At 65.0% G+C, this 18,418-nt stretch carries 19 protein-coding genes; 9 read left to right on the top strand and 10 right to left on the bottom strand.

What is annotated here, in order from left to right; translation table 11 throughout:
- Positions 1 to 8 precede the first annotated feature (8 nt).
- From dgoD to G7078_RS02955, 3 genes are read right to left on the bottom strand one after another with little or no spacing between them, the layout of a single operon-like run.
- On the bottom strand, positions 9 to 1,148 hold the full coding sequence (dgoD, locus tag G7078_RS02945; protein ID WP_166092833.1) for a galactonate dehydratase: 1,140 nt from the start codon (positions 1,146 to 1,148) through the stop codon (positions 9 to 11).
- Positions 1,145 to 2,443: a family 1 glycosylhydrolase gene (locus G7078_RS02950; protein WP_166092835.1), complete on the bottom strand. Its 1,299-nt coding sequence runs from the start codon at positions 2,441 to 2,443 to the stop codon at positions 1,145 to 1,147. The genes dgoD and G7078_RS02950 overlap by 4 nt, the downstream gene beginning before the upstream one ends.
- Before the next feature lie 42 nt (positions 2,444 to 2,485).
- Complete coding sequence (locus G7078_RS02955; RefSeq protein WP_166092837.1) at positions 2,486 to 3,361, bottom strand: SMP-30/gluconolactonase/LRE family protein; 876 nt, start codon at positions 3,359 to 3,361, stop codon at positions 2,486 to 2,488.
- A 75-nt stretch (positions 3,362 to 3,436) separates the two neighbouring features.
- On the opposite strand from G7078_RS02955, the gene G7078_RS02960 reads away from it, so the two are divergent.
- Genes G7078_RS02960 through G7078_RS02970 form a run of 3 tightly spaced genes read left to right on the top strand, consistent with a single transcriptional unit; the run spans position 3,437 to position 5,879 of the window.
- Positions 3,437 to 4,321 (top strand): 2-dehydro-3-deoxygalactonokinase, encoded by an 885-nt coding sequence (locus G7078_RS02960; protein WP_166092839.1) that lies wholly within the window; start codon positions 3,437 to 3,439, stop codon positions 4,319 to 4,321.
- Positions 4,318 to 4,956: a 2-dehydro-3-deoxy-6-phosphogalactonate aldolase gene (locus G7078_RS02965; protein WP_166092841.1), complete on the top strand. Its 639-nt coding sequence runs from the start codon at positions 4,318 to 4,320 to the stop codon at positions 4,954 to 4,956. The genes G7078_RS02960 and G7078_RS02965 overlap by 4 nt, the downstream gene beginning before the upstream one ends.
- Positions 4,944 to 5,879, top strand: a complete 936-nt coding sequence (locus G7078_RS02970; protein WP_166092843.1) for a Gfo/Idh/MocA family protein — start codon at positions 4,944 to 4,946, stop codon at positions 5,877 to 5,879. The genes G7078_RS02965 and G7078_RS02970 overlap by 13 nt, the downstream gene beginning before the upstream one ends.
- Here the strand turns inward: G7078_RS02970 and pyrC are convergent.
- Positions 5,866 to 6,888 (bottom strand): dihydroorotase, encoded by a 1,023-nt coding sequence (gene pyrC, locus G7078_RS02975; protein WP_246166442.1) that lies wholly within the window; start codon positions 6,886 to 6,888, stop codon positions 5,866 to 5,868. The genes G7078_RS02970 and pyrC overlap by 14 nt on opposite strands.
- A gap of 22 nt (positions 6,889 to 6,910) precedes the next feature.
- On the opposite strand from pyrC, the gene ygfZ reads away from it, so the two are divergent.
- Entirely contained in the window at positions 6,911 to 7,633 is a 723-nt protein-coding gene (gene ygfZ, locus G7078_RS02980; protein ID WP_166092844.1) for a CAF17-like 4Fe-4S cluster assembly/insertion protein YgfZ, read from the top strand.
- Here the strand turns inward: ygfZ and G7078_RS02985 are convergent.
- Together G7078_RS02985 and acnA are read right to left on the bottom strand one after the other, a co-directional pair.
- The gene (locus G7078_RS02985) at positions 7,587 to 7,838 is read right to left on the bottom strand and encodes a CBU_0592 family membrane protein (RefSeq protein WP_246166444.1); all 252 of its coding nucleotides are present in this window, start codon (positions 7,836 to 7,838) and stop codon (positions 7,587 to 7,589) included. The two genes, ygfZ and G7078_RS02985, sit on opposite strands and share 47 nt — an antisense overlap.
- A gap of 17 nt (positions 7,839 to 7,855) precedes the next feature.
- The gene (gene acnA, locus G7078_RS02990) at positions 7,856 to 10,534 is read right to left on the bottom strand and encodes an aconitate hydratase AcnA (RefSeq protein WP_166092846.1); all 2,679 of its coding nucleotides are present in this window, start codon (positions 10,532 to 10,534) and stop codon (positions 7,856 to 7,858) included.
- Between the two features lie 196 nt (positions 10,535 to 10,730).
- Between acnA and G7078_RS02995 the strand changes: the two genes are divergently transcribed.
- Complete coding sequence (locus tag G7078_RS02995; RefSeq protein WP_166092848.1) at positions 10,731 to 10,913, top strand: hypothetical protein; 183 nt, start codon at positions 10,731 to 10,733, stop codon at positions 10,911 to 10,913.
- 15 nt (positions 10,914 to 10,928) lie between these two features.
- Here G7078_RS02995 and G7078_RS03000 read toward each other — a convergent pair whose 3' ends face one another.
- Complete coding sequence (locus G7078_RS03000) at positions 10,929 to 11,942, bottom strand: magnesium transporter CorA family protein (protein ID WP_206367469.1); 1,014 nt, start codon at positions 11,940 to 11,942, stop codon at positions 10,929 to 10,931.
- Positions 11,943 to 11,970: 28 nt separating this feature from the next.
- On the opposite strand from G7078_RS03000, the gene G7078_RS03005 reads away from it, so the two are divergent.
- Together G7078_RS03005 and G7078_RS03010 are read left to right on the top strand one after the other, a co-directional pair.
- The gene (locus G7078_RS03005; protein WP_166092851.1) at positions 11,971 to 12,522 is read left to right on the top strand and encodes a DUF2585 family protein; all 552 of its coding nucleotides are present in this window, start codon (positions 11,971 to 11,973) and stop codon (positions 12,520 to 12,522) included.
- A 32-nt stretch (positions 12,523 to 12,554) separates the two neighbouring features.
- Complete coding sequence (locus G7078_RS03010) at positions 12,555 to 13,103, top strand: acyloxyacyl hydrolase (protein ID WP_166092853.1); 549 nt, start codon at positions 12,555 to 12,557, stop codon at positions 13,101 to 13,103.
- 5 nt (positions 13,104 to 13,108) lie between these two features.
- Here G7078_RS03010 and fumC read toward each other — a convergent pair whose 3' ends face one another.
- Both fumC and G7078_RS03020 read right to left on the bottom strand, forming a co-directional pair.
- Complete coding sequence (fumC, locus tag G7078_RS03015; protein ID WP_166092855.1) at positions 13,109 to 14,500, bottom strand: class II fumarate hydratase; 1,392 nt, start codon at positions 14,498 to 14,500, stop codon at positions 13,109 to 13,111.
- A 104-nt stretch (positions 14,501 to 14,604) separates the two neighbouring features.
- Entirely contained in the window at positions 14,605 to 15,090 is a 486-nt protein-coding gene (locus G7078_RS03020; RefSeq protein ID WP_166092857.1) for an SspB family protein, read from the bottom strand.
- A 51-nt stretch (positions 15,091 to 15,141) separates the two neighbouring features.
- On the opposite strand from G7078_RS03020, the gene G7078_RS03025 reads away from it, so the two are divergent.
- Both G7078_RS03025 and G7078_RS03030 read left to right on the top strand, forming a co-directional pair.
- Positions 15,142 to 15,519: a histidine triad nucleotide-binding protein gene (locus G7078_RS03025; RefSeq protein WP_166092859.1), complete on the top strand. Its 378-nt coding sequence runs from the start codon at positions 15,142 to 15,144 to the stop codon at positions 15,517 to 15,519.
- A gap of 69 nt (positions 15,520 to 15,588) precedes the next feature.
- Complete coding sequence (locus G7078_RS03030; protein WP_166092861.1) at positions 15,589 to 17,202, top strand: amino acid permease; 1,614 nt, start codon at positions 15,589 to 15,591, stop codon at positions 17,200 to 17,202.
- Positions 17,203 to 17,254: 52 nt separating this feature from the next.
- On the opposite strand, the gene G7078_RS03035 is transcribed toward G7078_RS03030, so the two are convergent.
- Positions 17,255 to 18,250: an adenosine kinase gene (locus tag G7078_RS03035; RefSeq protein ID WP_166092863.1), complete on the bottom strand. Its 996-nt coding sequence runs from the start codon at positions 18,248 to 18,250 to the stop codon at positions 17,255 to 17,257.
- Positions 18,251 to 18,418 lie beyond the last annotated feature (168 nt).

The raw sequence follows: 18,418 nt of genomic DNA on the forward strand, positions 1-18,418 counted from the left end.
GGAGCGGCCTACCATTCCGCGAAACTGCCGTCGGCGAGGCGCCAGACGGGATTGCGCCAACGGTGCGCGTCCTTGTGGGATTCGCGGATCGCATCTTCATCGACATTGACGCCAAGGCCCGGGCCTTCGGGGATCGGCAGGAATCCGTCGATTGGCGTCAGCGCGATCTTGTCGCTGCAATAGCTGAACAGGTCGGCGCCGACATTATAGTGGATGCCCAGGCTCATCTCCTGAATGGCGACGTTGGGTGTGCAGGCGGCAAGCTGAAGGCAAGACGCGAGCGCCAGCGGGCCGAGCGGGCAATGGGGCGCGACGGCGACGTCGAACGCCTCGGCCATTGCAGCGATCTTGCGGCATTCGAGCAGGCCCCCGGCGTGGCTGAGGTCCGGCTGGATGATGTCGACCGCGCCGCTGGTGAGGAACGGCTTGAAGTCCCAGCGCGAATACAGCCGTTCGCCAAGCGCGATCGGCGTGCTGGTCATGTCGGCGATCTGCCGAAGCCCTTCCGGGTTTTCGGACAGCAGGGGCTCCTCGATGAACAACAGGCCGAGCGGCTCAAGCGCCTTGGCAAGCTGCTTGGCCATCGGCCGGTGGACGCGCCCGTGGAAGTCGAGCCCGACGTCCATGCCCGCGGCCTGCGCCGCCTCGACCCGCTCGATCACTTCGCCGAACAGCTTGGGCGTGCCGATCCAGTCGAGTTCCGCGGTGGCATTCATCTTGACCGCCGAGAAGCCCTGGCCGCGGCGGGCCTTGGCCGCATCGGCAATCTCGTGCGGCCGGTCGCCGCCGATCCAGGCGTAAGCGCGGATTTTCTCCCGCACCTTGCCGCCAAGCATCTGCCAGGCGGGCAGGTCCAGCGCCTTGCCCTTGAGGTCCCAAAGCGCTTGCTCGAGCCCGGCGAGCGCGCTCATCAGCACCGCGCCGCCGCGATAGAAGCCGCCGCGATAGGCGACCTGCCAGATGTCTTCGATGGCGAAGGGATCGTGGCCGATAAAGCGATCGCGAAGCGCCGCGAACGCGCCGTCGACCGCTTCGGCATGGCCTTCCAGGCTGGCTTCGCCCCAGCCGACCGCGCCGTCGTCGCTCTCGACGCGCACGAACAGCCAGCGCGGGGCGACGTAGAAGGTTTCGATCCGCCCGATCTTCACTGGCCGCTTCCCGCCAGGCCCATGTCGTTTTCCTTGCCGTCCAACGACTCCCGCGCCTTCTCCTCCTGCTCCTTCGCGGCCTGCAGTTCATATTGCGACGGAGTCACGACCGGCACGACCAGGCACAGGCTTGAGGCCGGCAGCACCTCGCGCCAATCCTTGATCAGTTTCTTGTAGGCGCGACCCACGTTGCGGATGTTGCGGTTGAGGTCGAACAGCCCGAGCGGATTCACATGGCCGTTCTGTTCGCGCAGCGCGGTGTCCCAATCGACCTGGTCGATGAGCGAATACCAGGTGAAGCCGACGGTCGGGATGCCGACGTTGCGAAGCCGAAGAACGTTCGCCCATTCCTTCCACAGCCATTGCACGGCTTCGTCGCCGACCGGCCCTTCAACCAGGTTGGTTTCGGTGTGCATCACCGGCAGCTGGTAACGGTTGTAATATTGGCGCGTGATTTCGGTGTAGCCGAACACTTCGCCGGACGAGGTCGTATGGCCGTCTTCGAAGACGCGATGCTCGTTGGTCCGATAGTAATCGTTGCCCAGGATGCAGTGCTGCTTGATGCGGTTGTTGAGGAAGAAGTGGTATTCCTCCTTCGTCATCCCGTTATCCATCAGATATTCGTACATGCCGCTGTCGACGCGGCGGCCGTAGTTGAGGTCGAGGCTCAGGAACCGGCGCGAGTTCATATTCTCGGCGAGATGGATCGCCTTGGGGCTGTCGGCGTGGAAATATTCGGACGATTCCGACTGGATGAAAATGGCGTCGGCCCGGCGCTTGAGGATTTCGAGCATCGCCAGGACGTTGGCTTTGACGATGTGCTTGAGCGCGGTGACGAACGAGGTGTCCGTCCGCATCTGCTCGTTCCACCAGCCGTATTTGGCGGAGAAGACGGCGCAGATGAACATCTCGTTCACCGGTGTGTAGAGCTGCACCCAGGGATAGCGCTCGGCAAAGGCGGCGGCATATTCGGCGAACAGGATCGGAAAGTCGGGATTCTGAAAGTTGCCGATCCAGTCCGGCACCCCGAAGTGACACAGGTCGACGATCGGCGTGATGTCGCGACGCTTGAGCTCCCCAAGCGTCAGGTCGGCGAATTCCCAATCGTACTTTTGCGGGCCGAGGAACGTCTTGTGCAGCGGCGGGCCGAAGCGCAGGAAATGGATGCCGAGTTCCTGGACGGCATCGAAATCTTCCCGCCAATATTTGTAGAAATGCGCCGCCTCCATCTGGTCGACGCGAGTCTTGCCGTCATTGATCGTCGGGATGCTGTTTTCGATCCCCGTCGCGAACATGAAGTTGGCGATGGTTCGTCTCCTGCAGGTCTCGTGTCAGTTTCAGCCGGCGAACGGCACGGTCGGCAGCCCAGTAACGCCGGGGTCCAATAAGAAAAGCCCGCCGGCGAAGGGTTGGTTTGCCAACGCATCGGCATCCAATCCGATGCTTGCCGAAGTCACATAGAGCCGATCCAGCCGCGGTCCACCGAATGCGCAGCTGGTCGGACGCGCCGTTGGCAGTCGAAGTTCCGCCAGCCGTTCGCCCTCCGGCGAAATGCGCCGGACGCACCAGCCGTCCCAGAACGCGATCCACAGGCATCCCTGGGAATCGACGGTCATGCCGTCGGGATAGCCGTCACCTTCAGCGAACTGGATGAAGTCGCGCCGTTCCCCGACATTGCCTTCCTCGTCCAGGTCGAACGCATAGGTTCGCTGCAGTGCTGAATCATTGTGATACATGATCCGCCCGTCCGGGGAGAAAGCCGGCCCATTGGTCACCTTATAGCCTTCGTCAATCAGCGTGCAGGCGCCGTTGGCCTGGAGCCGGTAAAGGCTGCCCAGCGCCTGCTTCTCGCGGTCGTCCATCGTTCCCGCCCAGAAATTCCCAAGCCGGTCGGTCTTGCCGTCGTTGAAGCGATTGCCGGGCAACTGCTCCTCCGGATCGAACAGCACTTCGAACCGCCCTTCCGCCAGGTCGATGTCGGAAAAGCCATGTTCGGTGCCGGCGATGAAGCCGCCGCTTTCCTTCGGCGCGATCGCGCCAACGCGAAATGGGGTCTCCCACTGCGCGCGCTCGCCGGACTCGGACAGCCGGAAGATCATCCGCCCCTTGATATCGAGCCAGTAGAGCGCCGATTCCCCGGCCACCCACACCGGCCCTTCGCCAAGCACTGCTTTGACATCGGCGACGCACCGGGCAGGGGACGGATCGGGCATGGCTTGGCGATAGCTCCGCAAGCTGGAATTGAAACAGGCGGAGCGATGTGGCGCCGCCAATGGTTATGGTGACGCATGCACTGGGCAGATGGTTTCATTGCGGTCGACTGGGGCACGACGAACCGCCGCGCGTATTTGATCGGCGCCGACGGGGCCTGCACGCGCGAGTTTGAGGACGACAAGGGCATCCTGTCGGTCGCGGCCAACGGTTTCGAAGCGGAAGTCGCGGCAATCCGTGACCGGCTGGGCGACGGGCCGATGCTGCTGGCCGGCATGGTCGGATCGAACCGCGGCTGGATCGAAGTGCCTTACGCCCCGTGTCCGGCGGGGCCGGAGGAACTGGCGCGGCGGGTCGTGCGATCGCCAGACGGGTCGGCGGTGCTGATCCCGGGAGTTTCATATTCAAACGGGCGCGCCGACGTGATGCGGGGCGAGGAAGTGCAATTGCTCGGCGCCGTCGCCACCGGCGAAATCGCGCCGGATTGCCTCGTCTGCCATCCCGGCACGCACAATAAATGGGTGTTGATGCGCGATTCCAGGATCCAGTCGTTCAGGACGGTGATGACCGGCGAACTGTTCAACCTGCTGCGCGAAAAGAGCATCCTGTCGGACCTGTTGAAGGCCGAGGCCGAGCCCGGCGCCGCTTTTGCCGCGGGTGTCGATCGCGGGCTGGAAGGGTCTTCGCTGGCGGCGGAGTTGTTCGAGGTTCGCGCCAACGTGCTGCTCGGCCGATCCGAGCGGGAAGATGCCGCCGCGTTCGTCAGCGGCCTGTTGATCGGCCAGGATGTCCGCGTCGGCATCGGGCAGGACAATGCGCTGCCAATCACCGTCATGGGGCGGCCCGAATTGACCCGGCTGTACACGGCCGCGCTGGCGCAGGCCGGGTTCGTCGCCCGGGAATGCGACGGCGAACGGGCGTTCATCGCCGGTGCGCGCAAGATCGTGGAGCTGCTGCAATGAACGCGCGAGCAATCTTCGACCGATATTTCGATGAGTGCCCGCTGGTGGCGATCATCCGCGGTGTAACGCCCGATGAGGCCGACGCGATCGGCGATGCCTTGTTCGAAGCCGGCATCCGGATCGTCGAAGTGCCGATGAACTCGCCCGATCCTTTGCGCAGCATCAAGCGCCTCGCCGCCCGGCTGGGCGAGCGAGCGCTGGTCGGCGCCGGCACCGTGCTTCGCCCCGACGATGTGCAAAGGGTCCGCGATGCCGGCGGGCGGCTGGTCGTGTCGCCCAACACCAACATCGCGGTGATCAAGGCGACCGTTGCCGCCGGCGTGGTCGCATCGCCCGGTTTCTTCACCCCAAGCGAGGCTTTCGCAGCGCTCGAAAATGGCGCGCACGCGCTCAAGCTGTTTCCAGCCGAAGCCGCCTCGCCGGCCGTGGTGAAGGCGATGCGTGCCGTGCTGCCCAAGGATGTCCCGCTGCTGATCGTCGGCGGCGTTACGCCCGATACGGTGGGCGGATGGATGGCGGCGGGGGCCGACGGCTTCGGCCTCGGCGGCGCTCTCTACCAGGCCGGGCAGACGCCGGCAGCGACCCTAAAAAAGGGCCGTGCCTTCGTCGCGGCGGTGCAACGATGCGCCCGCTGAAGATCGCGATCATCGGCTTCGGCAAGATCGCCGCCGACCAGCATGTCCCGGCGATTGCCGGCAATGCGCGCTTCGACCTGGTGGCGACGGTCAGCCGGTCGAGCAGCGGCGCGCACCTTGGGCAGTCGTTCACCAGCCACACCGACCTGCTTGAGGCGGTCACGGATCTGGATGCGGTGGCGATCACCACGCCGCCGGGGGTTCGCTACGAGATCGCTCGTCCCTGCATCGAACGCGGGCTGCACGTTCTGCTGGAAAAGCCGCCGAGCGTGACGCTGTCGGACATTCACGACCTCGCCTGCCTCGCCGATGCCGAGGAACGGACGCTGTTCGCCACTTGGCACGCGCGCCACAATCCCGCCGTCGAGGCGGCGGCCAAGGCGCTCGCCGGGAAACGCATCGCGGACATGCAGGTCGTCTGGCATGAAGACGTGCGCAAATGGCATCCGGGCCAACAGTGGATCTGGGAGCCGGGCGGCTTCGGGGTCTTCGACCCGGGCATCAATGCGCTGTCGATCGTGACGAAGATCTTTCCTGGGCCGCTGTTCGTGAAGGCCGCGGCGCTATCCTATCCGGACGATGCGCAGACGCCGGTCGCGGCGGAGATTGGTTTCGCCAGCCCGGTCGCCGACGGGGCAATGCACTGCAGCCTCGATTGGCGGCGCCCGGACGGGGAGGAGTGGACGATCACCATTCGAACGGCCGACGGACTGACCGTGCGGCTCGAGGATGGCGGCGGCAGGCTGCTGATCGATGGCGTCGAGCAGGCGGCGGAGGGGATCGGCGAATATCCCGACGTCTATCGCGCGTTCGTGCAGTTGATCGACGAGCGCCGGAGCCTGGTGGACGTGACGCCGCTTCGGCTGGTCGCGGATTGCCTGTTGATCGGCACTCGCCAAAATGTCGGGCCTACGCCGCGCTGAGCTTCCAGCCGAGAGTCTGACCGGCAAGGAACGGAACAATGGAGCCGATGCGTTCCGGCACCGGGCAGTCGCCGCGTTCCAGCGTCACCGAGCCTTCGTTCAACGGCAGCCCGTAGAAGCGCGGCCCGTTTTCCGAAGCGAAGGCTTCGAAATGCGCGAGGGCGCCGTCCTCATCGAACACCGTGGCATAAGCCTCGAGCGCGAAGGGCGCGTTGAAGATGCCGGCGCATCCGCAGCCGGATTCCTTGGCATCGACGGTGTGTGGAGCGCTGTCGGTGCCGAGAAAGAATTTGGCGGACCCGGACGTCGCCGCCTTGCGCACCGCAAGGCGATGCTTCTCGCGCTTGGCCACCGGCAGGCAGTAAGCGTGCGGACGAAGCCCGCCGGCGAATAGGGCGTTGCGGTTGATCATCAAATGCTGGGGCGTGACCGTTGCGGCAACCGTTGCCGGCGCGTCGCTGACGAACTGCGCCGCCTCGGCGGTGGTGATATGCTCCAGCACGATCTTCAGCGCCGGGAAGTCACGGACCAGCGGCGCGAGGATGCGGTCGATGAACACGGCTTCGCGGTCGAACACGTCAACGTCCGGGTCGGTGACCTCGCCGTGGATAAGCAGCGGCATCCCTATCGCCTGCATCCGCTCCAGCGCCGGGAAAAGGTTGCGGATGTCGGTGACGCCGGACGCGGAATTGGTGGTGGCGTTGGCGGGATAAAGCTTGGCGGCGACCCACAGCTGCTGATCGAAGCCGCGCGCAATCTCATCCGCGTCGGCCTGGTCGGTCAGGTAACAGGTCATCAGCGGCTGGAAGCCCGGAGCGGCGGCGGCGATCCGATCGCGATAGGCAGCGGCGGCATCGACCGAAGTGACCGGCGGCGTCAGGTTCGGCATGATGATCGCGCGGGCGAACTGGCGCGCGGTGAAGGGCGCGACCTGGCGCAGCATGTCGCCGTCGCGAAGGTGCACGTGCCAATCGTCGGGGCGGCGGATGGTCAGCGTTTGCAATGCCACGCCGGCTCCTTAGCTAAGGGACATGGCTGCTACCACCCGCCCGACGACTTTGGCCGACCGCGTACTCGTCCGCCTGTCCGGCGAGGGGGTGCGCGACTTCGTGCAGGGCCTGGTCACCAGCGACATCACTGCCGCGCTGCCGGTGTGGGCCGGATTGCTGAATCCGCAGGGCAAGTGCCTGTTCGACTTCCTGGTCTGGGACGACGGCGACGATGTGCTGCTCGATTGCGAGCGCGAAGCGGCGGACGAGCTGATCAAGCGACTTTCGATCTACCGGCTGCGGCGGCCGATCACGATCGCTCGGGACGAAAGCCTGGCGGTGCACTGGTCGCCCGATGGCGGCGAGGGGGTCGCCGATCCCCGCTTGCCGGAACTTGGCCGGCGCTGGCTCGGCCCGGCAGGCGAAGCCGCCGACGGTTGGCTCGACCATCGTCTCGGCCTCGGCGTGTGCGAAGGGCGGGCGGAAGTGGGCGACCTGCTCTGGCTGGAATCCAATGCGGCCGAGCTGAACGGCGTCAGCTTCACCAAGGGGTGCTTCGTCGGCCAGGAAAATACCGCGCGAATGAACTGGCGGAGCAAGATCAACCGCCGGCTGGTCGTGGTGCGCGACTACGATGGTGACCGGGTGCGGATGGCTTATCCCGCGCTCGACCTGACCGTGGTGCACGCCCGGATCGAAGCGATCCCGGCGCAGGCGATTATCCCGGCGTGGCTCCGGCCCGCGCTTTGCCCGTCACCCGAATGAGCGCGTAGATGGCGATCCCGGCCCAGACGACGTTCATCGCCGCGGCGGGAATCGCGCCGTGCCACCAGCCGTTCACCACGAAGCCCAGCGCACCGAACAGGTTCATCCAATGAAACAACGGCGATTCGCCGGTTAGCCGCCGCGTCGAGAGCAGGGTGTAGCCGCCTAGGATCAACGCTGCCCCGCCCCAGCCGGCGACCTCCACCGCAAGTTCGGTGACGCTCAGGACGCCAGCCTTCGCAGCACGTACTGCAGGATGCCGCCGGCCTTGAAATATTCCAGCTCGTTGTAGGTGTCGATGCGGCAGCGGGCGGTGAAGGTGAACTCGTCCCCTTCGTCCGGAGTGACGCGCACTTCGATATCCTGCCGTGGCTGAAGCTCGGCGATGCCGCCGATCGAATATTTCTCATGGCCGGTGAGACCAAGCGTCTCAGCACTTTCGCCGTCGCGGAACTGGAGCGGAAGGACGCCCATTCCGACCAGGTTCGAACGGTGGATGCGCTCGAAGCTTTCCGCGATGACCGCGCGGACGCCGAGCAGAACGGTGCCCTTGGCTGCCCAGTCGCGCGACGAGCCGGTGCCATATTCCTTGCCAGCGATGACCACCAGCGGACGGTTGTCCTGCTTGTAATGCATTGCCGCGTCATAGATCGGCATCGTCTCGCAGGTCGGGGCGTAGCGGGTGAACCCGCCTTCGACGTCGTCGAGCATCCGGTTGCGGATGCGGATGTTGGCGAACGTCCCGCGCATCATCACCTGGTGATTGCCGCGCCGCGACCCGTAGCTGTTGAACTGGCCGCGGCTGACCTGGTGGTCGAGCAGGTAGCGCCCGGCCGGGCTGTCTGGCTTGATCGCGCCGGCCGGCGAAATGTGGTCGGTGGTGATGGAATCGCCGAACACCGCCAGCGGGCGGGCGCGGTCGATGTCGCCGGGGGCGACTGCCTCCATCGTCATGCCGGTGAAGTAAGGCGGGTTCTGGATGTAGGTGGAGCCAGCCGGCCAGGCGTAGGTCTCGCCGCCCGTGACCTCGATCGCCTGCCAGCGCTCGTCGCCACGATAGACGTCGGCGTAGCGGCTGCGGAACATCTGCGAGTGGACGTGGGCGTCGATCAGCGCGCGGATCTCCGCGTTCGACGGCCAGATGTCCTTGAGGAACACCGGCTCGCCGTTGGTCGCGGTGCCGATCGGCTCGTTGACCATGTCGGAACGCACCGTGCCCTTGAGCGCGTAGGCGACCACCAGCGGCGGCGAGGCGAGGTAATTGGCGCGGCAATCGGGCGACACCCGCCCTTCGAAGTTGCGGTTGCCCGAAAGCACGCTGACGGCGACCAGGTCGTTCTCGTTGACTGCCTTGGAGATCGGCTCCGGCAGCGGACCGCTGTTGCCGATGCACGTGGTGCAGCCGTAACCGACAAGGTCGAAGCCAAGGGCGTTGAGGTCTTCGCTAAGCCCGCTTTCGGTCAGGTAATCGGTGACGACCTGGCTTCCAGGCGCAAGGCTCGTCTTCACCCACGGCTTGACCTGCAAGCCCTTCTCCCGCGCCTTGCGCGCAATGAGGCCCGCGCCGATCAGCACCGATGGGTTCGACGTGTTGGTGCAGCTGGTGATGGCGGCGATGACGACGTCGCCATTGCCCAGGTCGTGATCCATCCCCTCGACCGGAACGCGCGGATCGGCAGACTTGTGGTAGGTCGTTTCCAGCTCGGCATTGAACTGGTCGTCGAGGTCGCTCAGCAACACGCGGTCCTGCGGCCGCTTCGGGCCGGCAAGCGACGGCTCGATCGTGGCCATGTCGAGCTCGAGCGTGTCGGTGAACACCGGCTCCGGGGCCGACGCATCGCGCCACATTCCCTGCGCCTGCGCATAAGCGCGGACGAGTTCGATCCGCTCGTCCTCGCGGCCGGTGAGCTTGAGATAGTCGATGGTCCGCTCGTCGATCGGGAAGAACCCGCACGTCGCCCCATATTCCGGCGCCATGTTGGCGATGGTCGCGCGGTCGGCGAGCGGCAAATTGTCGAGGCCAGGTCCGTAGAATTCAACGAAGCGGCCGACGACGCCCTTGGCGCGAAGCATCTGCGTCACGGTCAGCACCAGGTCCGTGGCCGTAATGCCTTCCTTGAGCTCGCCGGACAGGCGGAAGCCGACGACTTCGGGCACCAGCATGGACACTGGCTGGCCGAGCATTGCCGCCTCGGCCTCGATCCCGCCAACGCCCCAGCCAAGCACGCCCAGGCCGTTGACCATGGTCGTGTGGCTGTCGGTGCCCACCAGGGTGTCGGGATAAGCGACGGTCTCTCCGTTCTGGTCCGCGGAGGTCCAGACGCACTGCGCGATATATTCGAGGTTCACCTGGTGGCAGATGCCGGTGCCGGGCGGGACGACCTTGAAGTTGTCGAACGCTTCCGCGCCCCATTTGAGGAACTCGTAGCGCTCGGCGTTGCGCTCATATTCGTATTCGACGTTGCGCTCGAAAGCCTTGGGCGTGCCGAACTCGTCGACCATGACGCTGTGATCGATCACCAAGTGGACCGGGACGAGCGGATTGATCTTCTGCGGATCGCCGCCAAGCTGCTTCATCGCGTCGCGCATCGCGGCGAGGTCCACGACCGCGGGAACCCCGGTAAAGTCCTGCATCAGCACGCGGGCAGGTCGGTATTGAATTTCGCGATTGATCCGGCGCTCTTTGATCCATTCTGCAAGCGCTTCGAGGTCGGTCTTCGTGACCGTATCGCCGTCTTCAAAGCGGAGCAGGTTTTCGAGCAGCACCTTCATCGAAAACGGCAGGCGCGAAATGTCGCCGAGCGACTGCGCCGCTTTCTCAAGCGAATAATAAGCGTAGCTCTTTGCGCCGACGGTCAGCGTTGAACGCGTGCTGAGGCTGTCCTGGCCGGTAGGGATCATCGATTGTCCTTGGTGTGGGCGTGCCGAAATCGGCGTCCCGGCCCCCTTAGCAAGCGGGCAGGCTCGCCGCAAAGCGCCGTTGCTGCGCCGAACCGAAGTCGCCGCGAGCCGGAATGCGGGCGAGTGACTCCAAGCCGCCGGAAGCACCTGCTAAACCTTTCGGACAGATGAACGTGGCTTTGGAAGGTGACCGAAAATGACGCACGACAGCGACTATTTTCGCCGCCGCGCCGCTGAGGAGAGGGCGGCTGCGTTTCGCAAGGACGCGGATGAGGATGTGGAAGTCGCCGGGCAGCTGGCGCTCGCCTATAGCGCCTTGGCCCGCAAGCGCACGATGCCGCCGTCGGATTCGCCCGCCATCCCGCTCATCGAAGAGTGAGGCTGGAACTGCGGTCTAAATCCAGCCGCGCCGGCGCAGATACCACAACGGAATGATCCCGCTGGCGACCATCAGCCCGAGCGCCATTGGGTAGCCGAAGATCCAGCGGAGTTCCGGCATATGTTCAAAGTTCATGCCGTAAACGCCAGCGATCAGCGTTGGCGGCAGGAACACCAGCGCCGCCCAGGAGAACAACTTCATCGCGGCGTTCTGTTCGATGCTGATCAATCCGACCGATGCGTCGAGCATGAAATAAAGGTGATTGGCGAGAAATGCGCTGTGGTCGCTCAGCGACTCGGTATCCGTCGCAAGGCTGGTTAGCCGTTCGCGGGCGTCGGCCGCCTTTCTCATGCGGAGGGCTTTGGCGGCGCTCAGGAAATTGAGCATCCTGCTGGTGCTGGTTTCGGTTTCGCGGATCTTCGCCAACAACACCTGGGCGCGCCCGATGCGGTTGAGCAGCACGGTCAGGCGACCCGCCGGAATTCGCCTCGTATCGATCGTCGGCGCGAAGATGTGGCCGGCAATCTTTTCGATTTCAGTGCTCAGATTTTCCAACTCGTCGGCGAGGCGGTCGACGATAGCGTCGAGCAATCCGCACAGGACGGACAAGGCATCGCTCGCCATTTCCGGATCGCGCCCGATATGGTCGGCGAAGGCGCGCACCGGCTTTGGATCGACGTAACGGACCGTAACCAGTCGCTTGGGCGTGAGCACGAAGCCGACCGGTGAAGACGCCGGCTCATCCGCCTCGATGCCGTGGATGACGCTGATCGTCATGTAGAGCGCGCCTTTATATTCATAGAGGCGGCTCGATGGCTCGATTTCTCGAAGGTCCTCTTGCGTGGGGATTTCCAGGCCGACGCAGCGCTCGACCAATTCTTCCTCGGCGCGGGTTGGCGATTCAAGGTCGATCCAGGTCGCCCCGAGCGGGATCGATTTGTGGGCGGCGTCAACGACGCTTCCGTCGCAGCCCGGGCCATAAGCGCGCAGCATGATCGCGGTGATGAGTCGGTTCGCTGCGCTTTGCAAGCCGCTTGCTTATGTTAAGGCGCGGACGATGCGGGGGAAACACTGGTTGGTAGCGGCGGCAGTCGCGGCAATCGCGGCAGCGGTCCTGCTGGCGATGGGCCGCCCGCCGATTTGTACCTGCGGCACGGTCGCGCTGTGGGAGGCGGACGCTGCGGGCCCGAGAACCAGCCAGATGCTGAGCGACTGGTATAGCGCCAGCCATATCGTCCACGGCTTTCTGTTCTACGGCTTCCTGTGGTTGGTGGCGCGCCGGGCGCCGGTCGGAACCCGCTTAGCACTTGCGCTTGCCGTGGAGGCGGCTTGGGAAATCGCCGAGAACACGCCGATGGTGATCGACCGCTATCGGCAGGCGACGGTCGCGCTCGGCTACACCGGCGATGCGGTGATCAACTCGATGAGCGATATCGCGATGATGGCGGTCGGCTTCCTTGCCGCCCGCAAGCTGCCGCTGTGGGGCGCGGTGGCGGCGGTCCTGCTGCTGGAGCTTGTCCCGCTGTTCGTAATCCGCGACAACCTGACGTTGAACGTCTGGATGTTGCTGTCGCCAAACGATTCCATCCGCGCGTGGCAGGCAGGCTAGGCACAAACATCAACTCCCGGGGTTTAGGCATCATGCGCAAATTTTCGTTCAGCCTCGTTTCGTTTTGTGGAGCAGCGGCAATTTCGCTCGCCGCCGTTCCCGCGCACGCCAGCGAAGTGTTCGCCGGCGCCTACGTCCACGGCGTCGATACGCCCTTCACCCTTGGCGGCGACCCGGAAAACGGCATCGACGGCCAGATCGGCTGGCGCGGCGACGGCATCGGCCGCCTGTTCGGCAAATCGCTGCAGCCGCACATCTTCGGGCAGGTGAATAGCCGCGGCAACACCAGTTTCATTGCCGCCGGCCTGTCGATGAAGTTCGGCGACCAGGTCTACGTGCGGCCCGGCCTTGGGATTGCCGTTCACACCGGCAGCACGGCCAGGTTCGACGACCCGAGCAATGACAAGATCGAATTCGGGTCGCGGATCCTGTTCGAGCCGGAGCTTGGAGTCGGCGTCAGGGTGTCACCCCGAGTGACCGCCGAGGCGAGCATCGTCCACCTTAGCCATGCGACCATCTTCAGCGGACAGAACCCGGGCATCGACACCATCGGCATTCGGGTGAACGTGCAACTGCCCTAAAGAAGTCAGCGGCCGATCATCAGCTCCGGCTTGACGACCCGGTCGAACGTCTCCGCGTCAACCAGCTTCAGTTCCAGGCCGGCCTCCTTCAGCGTTTGCCCGTTCTTGTGGGCGTGCTTCGCGATTGCAGTCGCATTGTCGTAGCCAATCTCCGGCGCCAGCGCGGTGACGAGCATCAACGAGCGGTCGAGCAGTTCGCCGATCCGCTTTTCGTCGGGCTTCAGGCCTTCGAGGCAACGTTCGCGGAAGCTGTCCATGCCGGTCGCAAGCAGGTTGATCGAGCGGATCACGTTGGCGCCGATCAGCGGCTTGAACACGTTGAGCTCCAGATGCCCCTGCATCCCGCCGATGGTGACGGCGACGTGATTGCCCATGACCTGCGCAGCCACCATCGTCAGCATCTCAGCCTGGGTCGGATTGACCTTGCCCGGCATGATCGAGCTGCCCGGCTCGTTTTCCGGAAGCTGCAGCTCGCCGATGCCGCACCGCGGGCCCGAGCCCATGAGCCGGATGTCGTTGGCAATCTTGGTCAGCGATACCGCGAAGGTATTCATCGCCCCCGACAGCTCGACCATCGTGTCGTGCGCCGCCATCTCCGCGAACTTGTTGGGCGCGGAGGTGAACGGAAGGCGGGTCAGGTTCGCGATTTCCTTGGCGAACGCCTGGGCGAACCCGTCCGGCGTGTTGAGGCCGGTGCCGACCGCGGTGCCGCCCTGCGCCAGCCGATAGATGCGGGGGAGAAGCTCCTCCAACCGAGCCAGGTTCGCTTCGACCTGCGCGGCATAACCGGAAAATTCCTGGCCCAGTGTCAGCGGAGTCGCGTCCTGCATGTGGGTGCGGCCGATCTTGACGATCGAATCCCACTTGGCCGCAAGCTTGGAAAGCTGGTCGCGCATCGCCCGCGCGGCCGGCAGCAGCTTGCTGTTGAGCGATCGCGCGGCGGCCACATGCATTGCCGTCGGGAAGCTGTCGTTGGACGACTGGCTTTTATTGACATGATCGTTGGGGTGGACCGGCTCCTTGCCGCCCCGGCTGCCGGTGAGGCGCTCGTTGGCGCGGCCGGCAATGACTTCGTTCGCATTCATGTTCGATTGCGTGCCGGATCCGGTTTGCCAGATGACCAGCGGGAACTGGCTGTCGAGGTCGCCGCGCGCGACTTCGCCGGCCGCCTGCTGGATCGCTTCGGCCAATTGCGGGTCGAGGATTCCCGCGCGCGCGTTCACCCGCGCCGCCGCCTGTTTGATAAAGCCCAACGCGTGGATCAGCTCGGCCGGCATCTGCTCACGCGGGCCGAAGGGGAAGTTGCCGATCGATCGCTCCGTCTGCGCGCCCCAATAGGCGTCAGCCGGCACCTCGATCGGGCCAAAGCTGTCGGTTTCGGTGCGGGTGCTGACCATCGATCCTCCGTCGTGCCGCGACAGGCGGCATCCAGCTGTTGATTTTCCGGCCGCGCCTAGCGGCGAAAGTGCCGCTCGTCATGCCCCGCGTGGAGTCGGCGGGGCTATTTCTTGCGCTTAAAGTCGATGCTTACGACGTTTGAGCCGTCGTCCACCGCGGGACCGGCGCCGGGCTCGTCATTTTCGGCATGCTCATGGTCTTCGTGCTCGGGATCGACTGCATTGGCCTGGAACTTCAGGCTGAAATCGACCGCCGGATCGACGAAATCCGTCACCGCCGCGAACGGCACGCGAAGGGTCGACGGCACTCCGCCAAAGGACAGGCCGACGCTGAACGCATCCTCCTCCACCTTCAGGTCCCAGTAGCGATGCTGGATGACGATAGTCATGTCTTCGGCAAAGCGTTCGGCCAGGTGCTTGGGGATGGCGACGCCGGGCATCCGCGTGTTGAAGGTGATATAGAAATGGTGGTCGCCCGGAAGCGCGCCGGCCTTTTCGACCTTGCCAAGGACGCGCCCAACGACGTCGCGCAGCGCCTCCTGCACGATTTCATCGTAGGGGATAAGGCTTTCGGGTGTCTCGCCGGTCATCCACTCCGGTGGTAACGAGCAGGCCACACCGGTCAAGCGGAGTCCTGTCGAATGCCCGTCGATCCGACCAAGCCTTATGACGACGACAACATTTTCGCCCGCATCCTGCGCGGGGACCTGCCGTGCAAGCAGGTCTATGAAGACGAGTTCGCGCTCGCCTTCCATGACATCAACCCGCTGGCGGCCGTCCATGTGCTGGTCGTCCCGAAGGGAAAATACGTCTCGTGGGACGATTTCAGCGAGCGCGCGTCCGATGCTGAATTGGCCGGCTTCGTGCGGGCGATTGGCAAGGTTGCGCGGGAGCAGCAGTTGGTCGTGCAGGGATATCGGTTGCTGGCCAATACCGGCAAGCGCGCGGGGCAGGAGGTTCCGCACCTGCACGTCCACATCTTTGGCGGCCAGCCCCTGGGCCCGATGCTTGCCCGCTAAGGGGGATTGCGCGGTCAGAAGCAGCCGCTAGGCTCCGCGCAAAATCAACCGCCATAAAGGGGTCATTGAATGGCGACATCAGCACCGCGCGGAGGACTATTCGGCCGCGTCAAACCACTCGACGCAATCCTCGCAACCGCTGAAAGAAAGTCGCTGCATCGATCGCTGGGGGCGATCCAGCTGACCCTGTTCGGTATCGGCTGCATCATCGGCACGGGCATCTTCGTGCTGACCGCTGCCGGCGCGCAGAAGGCGGGGCCGGGCCTGATGCTGGCATTCGTCATTGCCGGTGCGGTCTGCATCGTTGCCGCGCTTTGTTACGCCGAAATCGCGGCGATGATCCCGGTCGCGGGGTCCGCCTACACCTACACTTATGCGACGATGGGCGAGTTTCTCGCCTGGACGGTCGGCTGGGCGCTGGTGCTTGAATATGCCATCGCCGCCTCGGCGGTGTCGGTCGGCTGGTCCGGCTTCTTCTCCGGGACGATCCTCAAAGAAACGTTCGGGATAGCCTTGCCGGCCTACCTGACCGCCGGGCCGCTGGCCCTGGGCGGCGCTCCCGGCGGGTTCATCAACCTGCCGGCGATGGTCATCGCTCTGCTCGTCACTTGGTTGCTGATGATCGGCACCAGCGAGAGCGCCAAGGTCAATGCGGTGCTGGTTGCGATCAAGCTGGGAGCACTGACTGCCTTCCTCGCCCTGACGCTGCCGCGCGTGAACATGGAGCACTTCAATCCATTCCTTCCCGCCGGTGTCTTCGGCGGCTTCGGAACCGGGGTCGGCGCGGTTGGCGCGGCGGCGACGATCTTCTTCGCCTACGTCGGCTTCGACGCGGTTTCGACGGCAGCCGAAGAAACCAAGAACCCGCAGCGCAACGTGCCGATCGGCCTGGTCGGCTCGCTGCTGTTCTGCACCGTCGTCTACATCCTGGTTGCGGCCGGCGCGATCGGCGCGATGCCGACCGGCGGCCAGCCGATCATGGGGCCCAACGGGGTCCCGTTCCCGGCCGGTTCCGAAGAACTCGCCCGCCAATGCGCGATGCCGCAATTCAAGGAAGCGCTGGTCTGCTCGAACGAGGCGCTTGCCCACGTCCTTCGGACGATCGGCTTCGGCAAGGTCGGCAACGCTGTCGGTTACGCCGCGATCCTGGCGCTGCCTTCGGTCATCCTGATCCTGCTGTTTGGGCAGACCCGGATCTTCTTCGTGATGGCGCGTGATGGCCTGCTTCCGGAAAGCTGGAGCAAGGTGCACCCGAAGTGGAAGACGCCTTACGTGATCACCGCGATCACCGGTGTAGTCGTGGCGGTCGCCGCCGCCTTCCTTCCGGTCGGCCAGCTTGCCGACATCGCCAATGCCGGAACGCTCTACGCCTTCCTGATGGTGGCGGTTGCAGTGATGGTCCTTCGCCGCACCGATGGTGGCCGCAAGCGGGCATTCACCGTGCCGGGCCTGATCATCGTCGGCCCGCTCACGATCCTGGGCTGCCTGTTCCTGTTCTTCAACTTGCCGACGGCGGCCATGCTGGTCCTGCCCATCTGGGGCGCGATCGGGTTGGTAATCTATTTCCTCTACAGCCGTCGCAACAGCCACCTGGGTCGTGGAATCATCGAGGTTCCGGAAGACTATGTCGACCAACTGGAACCCACGGTTGCGGGCGTGGGCGGCGAAGACGCCGGCCGCTAGGTCCGGTGAATCGAATGAAGGGGGCGGTGCCGGCGACGGCGCCGCCCTTTTTCTATGACAACAGGTCGCTGGCCAGCGCGGCCAAGTCCAGCTCCGGCCGTGCGCCGTAATGCTGGATAACCTCGGCGGCGGCGATGGCGCCAAGCCGGAGAGATTGCTCGAGCGGCTTACCGAGCGCTTCGCCGGCAAGGAAGCCGGCGGCGAACAGGTCGCCGGCGCCGGTGGTGTCGACCAGCTTCTCGATTGGTTCGGCGTTCACCGACGCGCGCTCGCCGCCGCGCACGGCGACCGCGCCCTTTTCGCTGCGCGTGACCACCAGCAACGGGACCTTGGCCGCGGTCTGGTCGACGGCGGCGTCGAAGTCGGCGACCCCCGCAAGCTCGGTGATTTCCGCCTCATTGGCGAACAGGATGTCGATCCGCCCGTCATCGATCAGGCGCAGGAAATCGGCGCGGTGACGGCTGATGCAGAAGCTGTCGGACAGGGTGAAGGCAATCCTGGTCCCGGCTGCACGCGCATGGTCGAACGCCTGCTCGATCGCGGCGCGCGGTTCCTCCGGGTCCCACAGATAGCCTTCGACGTAGAGGATCTGCGCCGACGCGATCAGGTCGGCGGGGACCGACGAGGAATCGAGCCGCTGCGCCGCGCCGAGGAAGGTGTTCATCGTCCGCTGCGCGTCGGGCGTAACCAGGATCAGCGAGCGGGCGGTCGCCCCGACATCGGACCGCGCCGGCGTATCGAATTCGACCCCCAGGCTGCGAATGTCGTGGCGATAAATGGCGCCAAGCTGGTCGTCGGCGACCTGGCCGATGAAGCCCGCCCTTAATCCAAGCGCCGCGACGCCAGCCGCCGTGTTCCCGGCCGACCCGCCGCTCAGTTCGCGGCCCGGGCCCATGGCGCCATACAGGCGCTCGGCCTCGGCCTCGTCGATCAGCCGCATGCCGCCCTTGTCGAGCCCTTGCTCGGCGATGAAGGCGTCGCTGGAATCGGCGATCACATCGACGATGGCGTTGCCGATGGCGAGCACGTCCAGGCGTTTGTCGGGCATTCGGATCTCCGGGAAAGGGAAGGCGGCCGCCTAGCTGGCGCGGCGCGCTATCGCAACCTTGCCTCCCAGCATGGCTCCGGCCATGGTCCGGCGATGCGTTTCCTCCTCGTTGCCCTCGTTTCCCTTATGCTTTCCGCCTGCGCTTCCCGGCCCCCGGTGTCGGGGCCG

The sequence above is a fragment of the Sphingomonas sinipercae genome (genome assembly GCF_011302055.1).
GTDB lineage: Bacteria > Pseudomonadota > Alphaproteobacteria > Sphingomonadales > Sphingomonadaceae > Sphingomicrobium > Sphingomicrobium sinipercae.